The organism is Capsulimonas corticalis, assembly GCF_003574315.2.
Lineage (GTDB): Bacteria > Armatimonadota > Armatimonadia > Armatimonadales > Capsulimonadaceae > Capsulimonas > Capsulimonas corticalis.
This window is the reverse complement of record NZ_AP025739.1, coordinates 6,589,080-6,603,212: the sequence shown is the minus strand read 5'-3', so window position 1 is coordinate 6,603,212 and position 14,133 is coordinate 6,589,080. Positions and strand designations below refer to the sequence as shown.

Sequence of the window (14,133 nt, the reverse complement as noted above, 5' to 3'; positions counted from 1 at the left end):
GGAGCTTTTTATGAAATTCCCCGCTGCTCTTCTCAGTCTCACGGCTTTGTCCATCCTCGTTGCCGCTACACCCGCCCACGCCGCTGATCCTGCGCCGATGTTTCCATTTGTGATTCCCTGGGATGACTCCTCGCACGGCGTCATCACGGATGTTTCGTTTTTGAACGATGGGCCGGCGGGGTCTCATGGGAATATTGTGGCGCGGGATGGGCATTTCGTGGAGGCGAAGACGGGGCGGCGGGTGCGGTTTTTGGCGACGAACTTTGTGGCGAAGAGTGCGTTTCCGTCGCATGAGGACGCCGTGAAAGTGGCCAAGCGCATCGCGAAGCTGGGGATCAATCTGGTCCGGCTGCATCATATGGACAACAGCGATTGGGGACAGCAGGCGAGCATTTGGGATTACGGGTACAAAGATCGGCGGCATATCAGTGCGGCGCAATTGGACCGATTGGACTATCTGATCGCGCAGTTCAAGAAGAATGGCGTGTATGTGAATATCAATCTGCACGTCAGCCGCCAGTTCTCGGAGGCGGATGGGTTTCCGGCGAGTGTCGCGCAGATCCCGTTCGGTTTTGACAAGCGCGTGGACGAGTTTGATCGGACCATGATCGCGCGCCAGAAAGAGTACGCGCGCGATCTGCTTACGCATGTGAACCCCTATACCAAGCTCGCGTACAATCAAGATCCGGCGGTGGCCGTGGTCGAGATTAACAATGAGAACTCGCTGGTCGGCGATCCGTGGGCGACGCTCGGCGGGGATTTGGACACGCTGCCCGAGCCGTTCCGAGGTGAGCTGGCGGAGTTCTGGAACGCATGGCTGCTGAAGAAGTATGGGACGGACGCCCAGCTAAGCGCGGCGTGGCTGGCGGGCGTGACGGCCGCCGGGCCGGAGCTGCTGACGCTCAACTCCACCTGGTCCAGCGAAGCGCAGGGGACGTCTCAGGCTGAGTTTACACCGACGATCCCGATGATCCACGGTCAGCTTCCGCAGTTCGCGCCGTATTTGCGCGCGGAGGTCAAGGCGGTGGATGGCGTTGACTGGCATGTCCAGGCGCATGTCACCGGACTCAATCTGCGCGATGGCGATACCTATACGGTGAGTTTTCGGGCCAAAGCCGATACGGCCCGCGTGATGCCGGTGGCGACATCGCTCGATCAGGCTGATTGGCGCAATGTCGGCCTGTCGGCGAATGCGGCGCTCACGCCGGACTGGAAGGACTACCAGTATGTCTTCACGGTCCATGACGCGGTTCCCAATCATGTTCGCGTCGCCTTTACATTGGGCGGGCAGACCGGGGTTGTCTGGATCGAAGGGCTTAAGATCCACGCCGGCGCGGACGGATCCGGTTTGCATGCCGGCGAGTCGCTGGCCGCAAAAAGCATTCCGATTCCCCTTTCTTCCTTCAAAGCGCAGCATGACGATTGGGTCGCGTTCCTCGCCGATACCGAGAGCGCTTATGCGAACGAGATGCGCGCGTTCCTCAAGAATGACCTGAAGGTGAAGGCGAATATTATCTGTTCGCAAATGGGGTGGGGCGGGGTGACGAGCGTGGGCCGCGAGGCGAAGATGGATTTCGCGGACAACCATGCCTACTGGCAGCATCCGAGCTTTCCGCACAAGCCCTGGGACTCGGTTGATTGGAATATCGGAAATACCCCGATGGTCGCGGACCTCGCCGGCGGAGGAGGCGGTACGCTGCGGAACCTCGCGGAGTATCGCGTCGCCGGGAAGCCGTACTCCATCTCCGAATACAATCATCCCGCGCCCAGTGACTACCGTGCGGAGATGATGCCCGAACTCGCCACCTTTGCGGCCTTTCAAGACTGGGATATGATCTATCTCTTCGACTACGGCGACTATGGCGAAGGCGTTCAGAACGACAAGATCAACAGCTTCTTCGGAATTGGGAGCGATCCCGCCAAGGCCGCCTTTCTCCCCGCCGCCGCCATGATCTTCCGAGGCGGCGCCTTTGCGTCGGCCACGGCGGCGTCCGTGCTTCCGATCCGCGCGAAATACGCCCACGAAGCCAGTATCGATCAGGTCTGGCGCGATTCCCAGGGCAAGCCGAATCTTTTCCAAAAACGCATATCCATTCAGGCGCCGCGTTCTACGTCCCCCCAGCCTTCGGTCGATCCTTCCCGCCAGGCTGGGAAGGCGGATCCGATCTCTAAGGGCGCGCGCCGCTCCACGGTTTCGCTCTATTCTTCGAACCATTCCGAATCACCGCAGTCGGCGGTCTACACGGCTCAAAGTCCTCAGATCCAGGCGTTCGCCGGCTACGTGGGGCATCGCAGCGTTGGCTTTGGAACGCTGACCCTAGTCTGTCCCTCGTTTGGAAATAACTTCGCGTCCGGCGTTCTCGCGGCGATGGATGGCAAGCCGATCCTGCAATCTCGCCGAATGCTGCTGACACTCGCCGGCAAAGTCGAGAACCAGGATATGGTTTGGAGCGCCGACCGCACTAGCGTCGGCAACCAGTGGGGCCACGGTCCGACCATCGCCGAAGGCATTCCCGCGACCGTCACGATCAAGATCGCCTCCGCGCGCCGGGTCTGGGCGCTGGATGGAACCGGCAAGCGCGCGGCGCCCGTCCCGGCGACTTACAAAAAGGGCGAGTTAACATTCACGGCGGGGCCACAGTATCAAACGTTATGGTATGAGATCGGAGAGTGAGCGGTGTCTCCGAGGCAGGTGAACGGCTCCGGCGATTCTTTCGCCGGAGCCGTTGTGATATCGGTACCAGATCCGTGCAATTTCTGAGAATTCGCGCGTTCAAGAATTTTAGGATTGTACATTGATGCGCGGAGCAGTTTTACCGAACGCAATATTTAAAGGGACTAAGTTTGCCGTTAAAATGTCAATAACTATGAATTAGCATTTAGCATAGGTATGCGCAATCAACAAGTACCAAACGGGATCAAAGTGAAAATTGTTCTTGACAGACTCAATTGCGATTGATATAATGGGGACGGTTTGAGCCAAACGTGACCGCCGGGCCATGCAAAACAGAATTAAGTTCTATTTGTAACTATTGCTGTTTAGATGGCGTTCGCCTCACGTGTTCTCGTGGAAGAGACAACAAGGAGATCGACAGGATATGCACACTCAATTAGATAGCAAGCGTCGCAAGTCAACCTCTGCGCGAATCCTCGCGCGCCGCGCCGCCGCGGCGACGGCCCTGGCGGCTTCCGCGCTGCTGATGTGCGGCGTCAGCCAAACCGCGCGCGCCCAGGCGCCCGGCGGCATGGGCGTCGTGTGGGCCGATGAGTTTTCGGATGCTCGAAACGCCGCCACTCCGGCCGGCGTCTACTGGAACTATGACACCGGCGGCGGCGGCTGGGGCAACAACGAGCTGGAGACCTACACGAGCAACGCGGACAACGCGCATGAGATCTCCGACGGCACTGGCACAGACAACTCGGCCATGCAGTTCAAAGCGACCAACTCCGGCGGAGTGTGGTACTCAGCGCGAATTAAGACCGCCGGCAAAGTATCGTTCGGTCCTTACGGTTACTTTGAAACCCGATGTAAGTTCCCAAACGCGGGCAAGGGTTACTGGCCGGCCTTCTGGTTCCTCGGCAACAATATCGGCTCGGTCGGCTGGCCCACCTGCGGCGAGATCGATGTGGCGGAAGAGATCAACGGGCAGTGGGAGAACCACCAGAGCCTGCATATGCCCGGATGGGACCCGACTCTGGTCACCTCTCCGAATAGCTCCACGACAACCTATCACAACTACGGCGTCAACTGGCAGCCCGGTTACTGCACCTTCTATGTCGATGGAAACCAGACCGGAACCTTCTCGCAGGGCGGCGGCGGCACGTGGGAGTTCAACGGCCAGACGATGTACATGCTGCTGAACCTTGCGGTCGGCGGCAACTGGCCCGGCGGCACCGACGGCTCCACGGCTGGCACGGGCTACTTCGATGTCGACTATGTACGCCAGTACGAATCGGGCGCGCCGATCGTTCAGAACGGCGTTTACGAAATCTCCGCCTCCACCACCGGCAACGCACTGGATTGCTATGGCGCCGGAAACACGAATGGAACCGCGATCCAGTTGTGGCCGTACGCAGGCACGAACAATCAAAAGTGGCAGATCACTAACCTGAACAATGGGTACTATTCCATCCGGACAATCAATCCCGACGGCAGCGTCGGCCGCTCCCTGGACTGCACGAACTGCAGCCCGAACGACGGCACGATGGTTGAGCTATGGGACTGGAACGGCGGTCCCTGCCAGCAGTGGCAGATCTCGCAGACCAGCGGCGGCCGTTTCGTGATCTCCACCGCCGGCGCGAAGAGCGACGGCTCGCATGACGTTCTGGACGGCCAGGGCTGCTCCGGCGCCAACAACGCCCGCATCCTTCTGTGGAGCTGGGGCGGCGGCGGCTGCCAGCAGACGTACGACCTCATTCGTCGGTAGAATAGATCACTCGGAATTGCGGCCGGCGGTTTGCGCCGCTGGCCGCAATCCCCCTTTATTTTCGTTCTCCATCCCAGGCAGCGCCATTTGTATGGCGAACGCAAGAGGTAAGTTTTGTTCGTGAAACGATCATCCGTAATTCTTTCCACACTGGCCGCCGTCGCGTGCGCGGCCTTCACTTCCCCGCACATCGCGCGCGGCGCGGACGCGCCGCCGTCGCATGGCGCGGCGGCCGGCGTGTTCGCCACCGACGCCGGCGGCGTATACTCCGTGGCTCCGGGGCCGGCGGGAGTCGCGGCGGAAGTTGACGGCCGCCGAATCATGACGCGCGATGTGATGGCGATCTGCCTGCGTAAGTACCGCGCGCCGATCATCGATCAGATGGTGCAGGATTATGTGGTGGACCGCGAATGCGGGCGGCGCGGTATTGTCGTTTCCGAAGCTGAGATCGACGCGAAGATCGACGCCATGCGCAAGGCCGTCGCGCCCCAGGCCCTGGAGGATGTGATCGCCGAGCACCATTCGAGCATGGCGGAGGTGCGTCTCGCGCACAAACACAAGATCGAGCGCACGCGTCTGGTCGCCGATCAAATTCCCGCCACGAAGATGACCCGATGCCGCGCGATCCTGGTCAAGTTCGCGCCGAGCGATATCCCCGCGCCGGTCGTTGGAACGTCGCGCCGGGAGACCGACGCGCTCGCGCTGATTCACGGCTTGCAGGACCAGTTCACAAAGGGAGCAAGCTTCGCCGACCTTGCGGCCAAGTATTCGGACGACGCCTCCAAAAGCCGGGGAGGGGATCTGGGCGTGGTCTACGCCGGCGCGCGCGACAGCGACCCCATCGCCGTGGAGGCCGCGCTGGCCCTCGCCAAGGGGGAGACATCCAAGCCGGTTCGGTTTCGAGAGGGTTACTGGCTGGTTCAGAATATCAGCGCCGGCGACGCGCATGGCGCGGACGAGGCCCCGCTTTACAAAGCCGCACAGGACCGTTATGTGGACGAGCAGGCCCAGTTCATCAGTCCTAAGTTCGTCGTCGATTTGATCGCCAAATCGCGCGTCGCCTTCGCCTCCGACGCCGACTGCGCGCCACCTGCCGGCAAGCCGCTGCCAGAAGCGGCCGCGACCGTGGACGGCCATGTCATTCCCATGAAGGATGTCGCCGCCAAGTGCCTCGCCGACAACGGTCCGCGCGTCGTCGATATCCTCGTCCAGAACGACATCGTGGACCGGGAGTGCAAGCGCCGCAATATCATGGTGACATCGAGCGAAATCGACCAGCGCATCGACAAACTGCGCCTTCTCATCGCTCCGCACACTTTGGACGAAGGCTTAACCGTCCGTCACATGACGTTGGACGATCTGCGTGACAGCTTCCAGCAGGAAATGGAGCGTACCCGCCTGACCGTCGATCGAGTGAAGCCCGCGCCTATGGCGCACTGCCGCGCGATCCTGGTCAAATTCCTGCAGGCCGGCTCGCCCATCACGCCCGGCGCCGCCCTGCGCAGCGACGACGAAGCGCTCCGCCTCATCCAGACCATCCAGACTCAGCTCAAGTCCGGGAAAGAATTCGCCATTCTCGCCGCGCAGTACTCCGAACTGGACCCTAAGACCGACGGTGGCGACATCGGCGTTCTTTATCCCGCGATGCACGACATGGACACCGGCATTCTCAACACCGGCCTCGCGCTCACGAAAGGGATGACCACCTCCGAGCCAATCAAAACCGTAATCGGCTACTGCCTCGTACAGTCCGTCAGCACCAGCGCCGACCACCCCAAATCCGAAGACGCCGCCTACGCCGACGCCTTGCGCGTCTACCAGGAACAGCAGGCGCAGACCCTGATCCCCGACGCCATGATCGCCCTGATCAAGAAGAGCAAGGTCGTGTACTACGTCCACTCCTGATGGGAATATGACCGTCGTATTCCCGCGCCCTGCAACGAGCGCACAGCGCAAAGATTAATGGGGGTGGTGTGCGCTGGCGCTTACCTTTGTCGTGTTTCGAAATACCACGACGCAAGTGTCATATACGTATTTGCCCTGCTGAACTGTAAGCACATGCCGGCCATTTGAGAAACCCGCCGTGGGAATCCACCACTCAAAAACCTGGCTCTCCGACGCCTCGTCGGCATTTTGGTAGGCAATGGTTTTCCCGTCAATGGCAAGGCAGACGAAGTTAGTGGCGGATCCCAAATTCCGGGCGATGACTGGCGATGCGCCGGTCAAAGCCTGCCCAGGCTGGATATTCGAAAAGCGCAGCCTGATCGGCGTCTTCAGCGACTTTGCGCAAACGAGCGACGGCAGGACGACAGAGGTGAGGAGCAGCAGCGCCGCTACGCGATCAGTCGAGATTTTCGGGTAAGCCTCCTAGGTGAGCAACGTCCTATCAAGTGACAGCCGGCGCTCCCATAAGAGCGCGGCGCCGGCGGCGAACATCAGCGGAACGACGACGCTCGCTTCCCATCTCAGGAAAGCCATGATCGACGAAGTTGGGTGAGATGGGATGGGCGCTATGATTTCGATGAAAACGCTAAGAGTATTCGCCACGAACAGTGCGCCCGCGAATACCCATCGAGTCTTTGGCCGATAGGTGTAAACCCAGGCAAAGATGAATATCATTTCCTCCACAGACAGCACATGGAGCATCTTCATCGGCCGGTCGGTCAATTGGCTGAATACATAGGCAAAGCCTAGCTGCGTCAGGCCGATGCCCACAAAGCTAAGCAGCCATTGGCGAATCCGATTGCGCGGCGGTTTATAATCACCTTCCGCATCCCACATGGTCCTTATCCCTTTACGGACAGATGCGCCGACATTCATCCATACTGGTAAATTCATTGTCTTGATTCCTTGGCGGCAACCAGTCACAGGTATAGCGCCGATTTTATTTGTCCGCGCTCGCGCTGACCAGCATATCGACAATTCTTGTGTCGCCGCTGGCGGCGGCGTGTCGGCGGGCGTTTGTCAGGGGAGTTTCCGATCGTTGGCCCTGGTTGTGAATGTTTGCTCCCGCGTCCAGCAGGACTTGGACGACATTGGCGTGGGATTTTGTAATGGCAATTTGCAGGGCTGTCCAGCCTCCGTAGCCTTCTTCGTCGATTTCGCTGACGCCCTCCAGATCGGCGCCGGCGTCGATGAGCAGGCGAACGATGTCGGTTTTGCCGAACGTTGCGGCGCGCATGAGCGGTGACCACTCGGCCTGGCTGCGTCTGTTAACGCTCACACCGGCTTCGATCAATAGGCTCACACACTCAGCCGTTCCATGCCGAGCGCTAATGCCCAGCAGCGAAGGTCCGGCGCCTTGGATTCGCTGGATGTCGGCTCCGGCTTCGAGAAGCAGGCGCATGCAGGCGGAATGTTTATGGCTTGCGTGAAGCGCCGTCGCGCCGATGCTGTCCACGGCGTTGACGTCCGCGCCATGGGCCAGCAGGAGACGACAGATGTCGTCGCGTCCCTGACCCGCCGCGCGCATTAGCGGTGTCATTCCTTTTGCGTAGCGCGAGTCCACGGGGACGCCGCGCTCCAGCATCAAGGCGATGGTGGAAACGCTGCTGGATCCGGCGGCATACCAGAATGCTTGCGCCATTTCGGCGCTTTGCGGATCTGTTTCTTGGGCGATCCATTTCTGCAATTGCGCCTCGTCGTTCAGGCGCGCCGCCTCAACCAGCCCCACGGACGCTCCTGCTGCAATGAGGAGAGCGACGACTTCCTGACGACCGTGTCCCGCCGCGATTTGCAGCGCGGTGCGTTGATGGTGGTCACGAAGGTTTGGATTGGCATGGTGGCGCAGGAGCAGGCGTGTGATGGCGGCGTTGCCAGTCGCCGCCGCCTGCATCAGGGGCGTAGTTCCGGGGTAGGGGGCTCCGTCAGGCGCATTTAGCTTGCGCAGTATGGCGGCCGGACGATGAGATTGACGGTTGACGTCTGCGCCGGCGTCCAGCAAAAGCGCGGCCAACTCCAGGCCACGCGTATTTCTGGGCGACAAGGCGAAATGCAGCGCCGTTTCGCCGAGGCTGTCTGCGGCGTCCACAACGGCGCCGTGCGCAAGCAACATCGACACGATCTCCACGCGCTCTTTGCGGACGGCGAGGATGAGCGCCGTCTCCGAACATCGGCGTGTGGGCGCATCGAGATCAATATCCCGTTTCAAGATGCAGGCGAGAGTTTGCGGGGAGCTTGACTCGACCGCCGCCAAAAACGCCTGCGTCATCGCGGCGCTTTTGGGGTCGCCTTCTCGATCCATCAACGTATTGAGCGTATCCTCATCGTTGAGCAGCGCCGCTTCGGTGAGACCGACAGTGGCTCCCGACGCCAGAAGCGCCTCGACAATCTCTTGATGGCCGCGCGCGGCGGCAATTTGCAAGGCCGTGCGACTGGCTTCATCTCGCAAGTTGGGATTGGCCTGACGGCTCAGCAACAGGCGCATGACTTCGAGATCGTTTGCGGCCGCCGCGCGCATCAGCGCGGTCCTTCCCACATTGAACCCGTTGACTTTGCGCGTGATGGCATCCACCTCCGCGCCCAAATCCAGCAGCAATTCGGACACGGCGGCGTTTCGGGAGTAGTAGAGGGGAGCGGCGGTGTTGTCCGACTCGGCGCGGACGTCCGCGCCCGCCGCCAGCAGCATTTGCGCCATCTCCAGTCGTCCCCACGAGGCGGCGTGCGCCAGTGGAACGTATCCGCCGCCGTCCGTCTCATTAGGATCCGCGCCGCGCGCCAGAAGATCGGCAAGCTCGGAATAGTCGCCGCTCTTCGCGGCCTTGAGAGGAATTTCACGCCAGGAGATCGACGCCGTCGCCATGGATTTCGCCTCACTTTATAGACGCCGCAGAAGTCCGCGTCTTAATCCCCATCGAACTTCAAATAGCAGCCGGGCTCGGCGGCGCAGCGTTCGGCAAGCTTCTCTACGCGTGTCAGGAATTCCTTGTCGTCGGGCGTTTCCGCGGCGCTGAGAAGCCGCCGCCACTCCGCGAGGAATTCGGGCATTTGCGCCTGCGCGAAAAAAGTGTAGTCACCCGGATCCATTGCCGACAGCAATGGGTAGGCGTCGTCGCCGTATGGGATGAGATCGCGCGTCGCCTCGCGTGGGTAGACAACGGTGTCCAGACGGCCGTGGTCCTGTGTGTGCAGCGAAATATCGACGGGCATGGGTTCAATTCTCCTGGAGCGTCCGCCCCCAGTCAGTTTACCGCACGGCGGGCAAACAAATTCGCTTTCGCCGGATTCCATTCGCGACGCCCATCTGGCCGCGCCGCGCCAGCATCTCCAACCGGATCTTTACTGCGCGGAGTGACGAATTGGGAGTCGATTTATCAATTTTCCTAATGCAAATAAAAATATCTTGACGATCCGTGTGAGTTGAATTATAATGGGTAAAGTATTTATCAATACACAATCGATAAAACCTATTACTGTATGGGAAGATCCCCAGTTCTGCTTGAGAAATGAATGTCAAAGGATACAAGAATGAAACATTTCCATCGATCGCTCAAAGGGTTTACGCTGATCGAGCTGCTCGTCGTGATTGCAATCATTGCGATTCTTGCGGCGATCCTCTTCCCGGTTTTCGCGAAGGCGCGTGAGAAGGCGCGACAGATCTCCTGTCTGTCCAATGAAAAGCAGCTTGGCCTGGGCCTGCTGCAATACAATCAGGACTATGACGAAACCTTCCCGTGCGGCGTAGCTTACGATCTTTCCCTCGGCAGCGGCTGGGCTGGAGCCATCTATCCGTATGTGAAGAGCGCCGGCGTGTATCACTGTCCCGACGATCCGACGTCGCAGCAAGTCGTGGGCGGCGTGACGCTCTATCCGATCTCATTTGCTCTGAACGTGATTACGGCGGATCATTCCGTGGCGCAATGGACCGCTCCGGCGAGCACCACACTGCTGACGGAAATTCAGGGCATGGCCGTCAATGTCACCGATGTCATGGAAACCGGCTCGCCCCATCATTCTCCGATGGACTTTTCGGACAACCTGACTTGGGCCGATGGCGGCCCCGGATCCTATTCCGGAAACTGGGGCAAGTCGGACATCGTTCGTTACAACACCGGCCGGCTGGCGGACCGGACCCATGCCGCGACTTCTCTGATAAGCCTCAACGGAGACACCGAAGTTCCTGGGCCGCGCCATACGGACGGCTCCAACTGGCTGATGGCCGATGGGCACGCCAAATATCTGATCGGAACGAAGGTTGCTTCCCGCTTTGTTCCGTTTGGATGGCAGCCGTCGGGCCAGAACACCGTCCAGGCATGGATGTGGCCGAACTAAGATTCGCAAGTCAGACCTATGGCCAGGGGCAATGCCCCTGGCCGGAAAGTCATGTGGATTGGAATTTTGTGGTCGCTCAAATCTCCTCGATCGCGGCGGCGCGGCGCAGCCAGGTGAGCTCGCTGTCCGCGATGAAGCGATTGGGCCAGGGCGTTCCGTCATTTTCCCATTCGCGGTATTGAAGCACAAGATCGTGGAATAGGATCGCGTTCTCCAGGGTGGCGTGGGCGCTTAAGGCCCGCATGGCGTCCATCAAGCCGTCGGGCTTCTGGGGAACGCGTTCCAATACCCGAAAGAACCATTTGTGGAATGGGTAGAGCGTTTCGTTGTGCGCCAGGATCATGCGTCCGCCGAACAGCAGCATCTTCGCCGTCGCTGTCGCCATCAGATATTGATTGCCGCGTTTTTCCGCCTCACCCGCATACCAGCGCCATCCCGCGAGCTGCGCGTGGAACCGGCAAATCCGGTCGGTTTTCTCCTCCCCAGGGTAACGCGCGATCCGCCGCACTTGCTCCGAAAGCCCATCAAAGTCGCTGAATAGCACCCGCGCATCCGCAAACGCGTAACGCGCCGGCTCGCTGCCGATTTGCTCCACTTGATCCAGAAACGACGGGCTGAGATATTTCCCGTCCACATATCCCTCCGGATAGTCGCAAAACTCCGTGCTGTAGTAGTGGAATTCCCCAGCGTCCACGCGTCGGCTGTGCTCCTCATCCGAAACCACGATTAGAATATCGACATCCGAATCCTCCCGCGCAAAGCCATGCGCGATCGAACCGCCCAAAATCACGGCTTCGACCCCAGGCTGCGCCTGAAACGCCTCGGAGACACGCTCGATCGTGGATTGATGGTGGGGAAACATTAAGATGTCCTTTTGGATCACCGCCAGATTCGCGGTGGAGTTCAGACGCAAAAAAAAGCGGCTCGCCCTTAGGACGACCGCCTCTTGTTCGCGTCTTATTTCTGCGAACGTGAATACATTATTGCACGAATTGAGCCATAAGACAAGAGGCGCGTCTCGCGAGTGTTGTCGATGATATCATAAGATTGATCGTACCAATGTGGCGAAAAATGGGCTTAATTTACGTGGCAAGCACAGATTTACTACGCTGTTAACGCCATTAATCGTCTCTCAAATGTCTCAAAAAACTAAGGGCGAACGCTGTCACTTGCCCAGCAGGAGTAAACACAGCGCGATGGCGACGACGAACGACAGCGCCCAGAGGCCGGTCCATTTCCAGAAGCTGCGTTTTTGTTCGTTCTGCTTGTCTGCCTCGTCTACTTGACTCGGAAGAGCTTTCCGTCTCTCCTCATAATCCTGTTTCAGCGTGGCGCGTGTCATTATGACGATGAGCGGCGCTGCAATGAGGAAGATGAGCGTGCTGGTGATTCTCTCCGCGCTCCAACCAGTCACGTAGCTGAGGGCGCGAGATTCGTAGATCACGACCTGGCAAATGAGCCAGATGACGCCGCCGACGATCCCCATCATGGCCAGGGCGTAGATCATCAGCATGACTGGCTCAAAGAGGGCATGTCCGAGACAACGGAGGATCTTCATGGTTTTGGCCTCGCCATCCGGCGCAATCGCCACTGGCCCCACGCGGCGCTTCCCAGCGCCAAGGTGGCGGCGGCGCTGTCGAAGATCACACCGTCGGTCCTTTCCGCCCATATCTCACGCCAACCGATTCCGCGGGTGATCGTGAATAGGTCGCCGCAGCAGAGTGCGGCCGTCAGGAGCGACATCCCAATCCATACGCCGAGAATGACGCTCAGAATGCTGGGCTTGGATTCTGCCTGCGCGGCGGCGCTCCACGCTTCGGCGTTCGGCGCGACGCCGTCCGTCTGAGACGGCGTTCGATGCAGGACGGCCTCGGCAAGCCATGTCCCGATTGCCCACACGACCATGCCGGTTAAACCGTAGGCGGCGACTTGGATCTCCGCCAACGCGATTTTGAGACCCCAGGGCGTGAAGGTAATGAATGCGGAACCGATGGACCAGGTGTAGAGCGTGATAAGGCATCGTGTTGGGATGCAGACGGAGGTGAATATCCAGCCGCCCAGCAGCCAGAGCGCGGAATAGAGGATATGCCCATGGATGGCGGAGTCGCCGATGCGGAATAGCCAGGCGGCCGCGCCGAGGCTCCAGAGCGAGGCGTTCAGGAGCCAGATCAGTAGATACGCCGCCCGATCCCTGAACCGGGGAACTTCGCTCATTTCCCGCCAAAATTCGCGCCAGCTTGTTCTTGCTTTTTCCACGGCAGCCTCCTCGCTGCGGGCTTTGGTCCAATGACGCCTGCGTCGGTTTGCCTCAAGTATCGATCATTTCTAAAACGGGTGAGCCCGCCGCTTGGTTTCGCGAGCGCGGACGGAATGGGAGGCCGCGCCCAAGATCACCGCCTTCACAGATCGGGAGTTTTATGGAATACTCAGGCCCAGGCGCTCATCGGACGGCTCGGAGCGTGGGGCGCTGGGGCTTCATGGCCGGTGATCGCCTGGCATCAATCTGCGAGGAGTCCAATCAATGAGAACGCGAACCGTGGGCGCGATGATGGCGGCATTATCGCTGACCACTTTGAGTATGGCCATGGCGGCCGGCGCCAAGGATCAGTTTGGGCCGAATTCCGTTGCTCCCGCCGCCCAGACATTCCCGCTGGGGAAGCTGCGGCTGACGGCGCTGCACGACGCGCAGCTTGTGCTGCCGAACGACGCCAAAGTCTTCGGCGTCGATGCCGGCCCGGAAGCCGTCGGCAAGGTGCTGAGGGCCAATGGGCTGCCGGATCGCAAGATCACTTTGAGCATAAATGTGCTCGCCATCCGATCGGGCCGGGGCGTCGTCCTGCTGGATACGGGCATTGGCGCGCAGGGGCATGGCAGTCTCGCCGGGAGCCTGAAACTGGCGGGCATCGCGCCGGAGAGCGTCACGGATGTTCTGATCACGCACACCCATGGAGATCATACCGGCGGATTGCTGGATAAGAACGGCAATTACGCCTTTCCGCGCGCGACGGTGCGGATGTCGGCGCGGGAGTGGGAGGAGATGCGCGGGCGTAAAGACGCCGCCGCGATCGTCAAGGTCATTTCCGCCCATGTCGTTCCCTTCACGCCGGGCGCGCCGGTCCTGCCGGGCATTACGCCGCTTTCCTCATATGGGCATACGAAGGGACATGTCGTTTACCAGATCGTTTCCGGCCGGGCGAGCCTGCTGGACATCGGCGATACCGCCCATAGCTCCGTGATTTCACTGCAAAAACCGGAATGGACCGTGGAGTTTGATGAGGACTCGCCGACGGCGAAAGCCGCGCGCCAGGCCACCTTAAAGCGGCTCGCGGCGCGCCACACGCTGATCTACGCGCCGCACTTTCCGTTCCCGGGAGTCGGACGGATCGCGGCAGTCGGCGGCGCTTACCGCTGGAAACCCGCACTGCGCTAACCTCAA

11 protein-coding genes are annotated in these 14,133 nt (G+C 60.1%); 5 read left to right on the top strand and 6 right to left on the bottom strand.

Going from position 1 to position 14,133, the window contains the following annotated elements; all coding sequences use genetic code 11:
• Positions 1 to 10 precede the first annotated feature (10 nt).
• From D5261_RS28690 to D5261_RS28680, 3 genes are all read left to right on the top strand, one after another.
• Complete coding sequence (locus tag D5261_RS28690) at positions 11 to 2,674, top strand: carbohydrate binding domain-containing protein (RefSeq protein ID WP_119323045.1); 2,664 nt, start codon at positions 11 to 13, stop codon at positions 2,672 to 2,674.
• Between the two features lie 424 nt (positions 2,675 to 3,098).
• Entirely contained in the window at positions 3,099 to 4,427 is a 1,329-nt protein-coding gene (locus tag D5261_RS28685; protein ID WP_119323046.1) for an RICIN domain-containing protein, read from the top strand.
• A 120-nt stretch (positions 4,428 to 4,547) separates the two neighbouring features.
• Positions 4,548 to 6,332, top strand: a complete 1,785-nt coding sequence (locus D5261_RS28680; protein ID WP_125206145.1) for a peptidylprolyl isomerase — start codon at positions 4,548 to 4,550, stop codon at positions 6,330 to 6,332.
• A gap of 462 nt (positions 6,333 to 6,794) precedes the next feature.
• Here the strand turns inward: D5261_RS28680 and D5261_RS28675 are convergent, their stop codons facing one another.
• The 3 genes from D5261_RS28675 to D5261_RS28665 are packed head-to-tail and all read right to left on the bottom strand — an operon-like array spanning position 6,795 to position 9,575.
• The gene (locus D5261_RS28675; protein WP_125206146.1) at positions 6,795 to 7,265 is read right to left on the bottom strand and encodes a hypothetical protein; all 471 of its coding nucleotides are present in this window, start codon (positions 7,263 to 7,265) and stop codon (positions 6,795 to 6,797) included.
• A gap of 46 nt (positions 7,266 to 7,311) precedes the next feature.
• Complete coding sequence (locus tag D5261_RS28670) at positions 7,312 to 9,228, bottom strand: ankyrin repeat domain-containing protein (protein WP_119323050.1); 1,917 nt, start codon at positions 9,226 to 9,228, stop codon at positions 7,312 to 7,314.
• Positions 9,229 to 9,269: 41 nt separating this feature from the next.
• Positions 9,270 to 9,575: a hypothetical protein gene (locus tag D5261_RS28665; protein WP_119323051.1), complete on the bottom strand. Its 306-nt coding sequence runs from the start codon at positions 9,573 to 9,575 to the stop codon at positions 9,270 to 9,272.
• 318 nt (positions 9,576 to 9,893) lie between these two features.
• Between D5261_RS28665 and D5261_RS28660 the strand changes: the two genes are divergently transcribed.
• A complete protein-coding gene (locus D5261_RS28660) occupies positions 9,894 to 10,697 on the top strand; it encodes a DUF1559 family PulG-like putative transporter (RefSeq protein WP_119323052.1) in 804 nt (267 codons plus the stop codon).
• A 76-nt stretch (positions 10,698 to 10,773) separates the two neighbouring features.
• On the opposite strand, the gene D5261_RS28655 is transcribed toward D5261_RS28660, so the two are convergent.
• The 3 genes from D5261_RS28655 to D5261_RS28645 form a co-directional block, all read right to left on the bottom strand.
• Complete coding sequence (locus tag D5261_RS28655; RefSeq protein WP_125206147.1) at positions 10,774 to 11,559, bottom strand: nucleotidyltransferase domain-containing protein; 786 nt, start codon at positions 11,557 to 11,559, stop codon at positions 10,774 to 10,776.
• 303 nt (positions 11,560 to 11,862) lie between these two features.
• Positions 11,863 to 12,210, bottom strand: a complete 348-nt coding sequence (locus tag D5261_RS28650) for a hypothetical protein (RefSeq protein ID WP_125206148.1) — start codon at positions 12,208 to 12,210, stop codon at positions 11,863 to 11,865.
• A gap of 41 nt (positions 12,211 to 12,251) precedes the next feature.
• On the bottom strand, positions 12,252 to 12,953 hold the full coding sequence (locus tag D5261_RS28645) for a hypothetical protein (RefSeq protein ID WP_125206149.1): 702 nt from the start codon (positions 12,951 to 12,953) through the stop codon (positions 12,252 to 12,254).
• Positions 12,954 to 13,218: 265 nt separating this feature from the next.
• On the opposite strand from D5261_RS28645, the gene D5261_RS28640 reads away from it, so the two are divergent.
• Positions 13,219 to 14,127: an MBL fold metallo-hydrolase gene (locus tag D5261_RS28640; protein ID WP_218025683.1), complete on the top strand. Its 909-nt coding sequence runs from the start codon at positions 13,219 to 13,221 to the stop codon at positions 14,125 to 14,127.
• Positions 14,128 to 14,133: the final 6 nt, after the last annotated feature.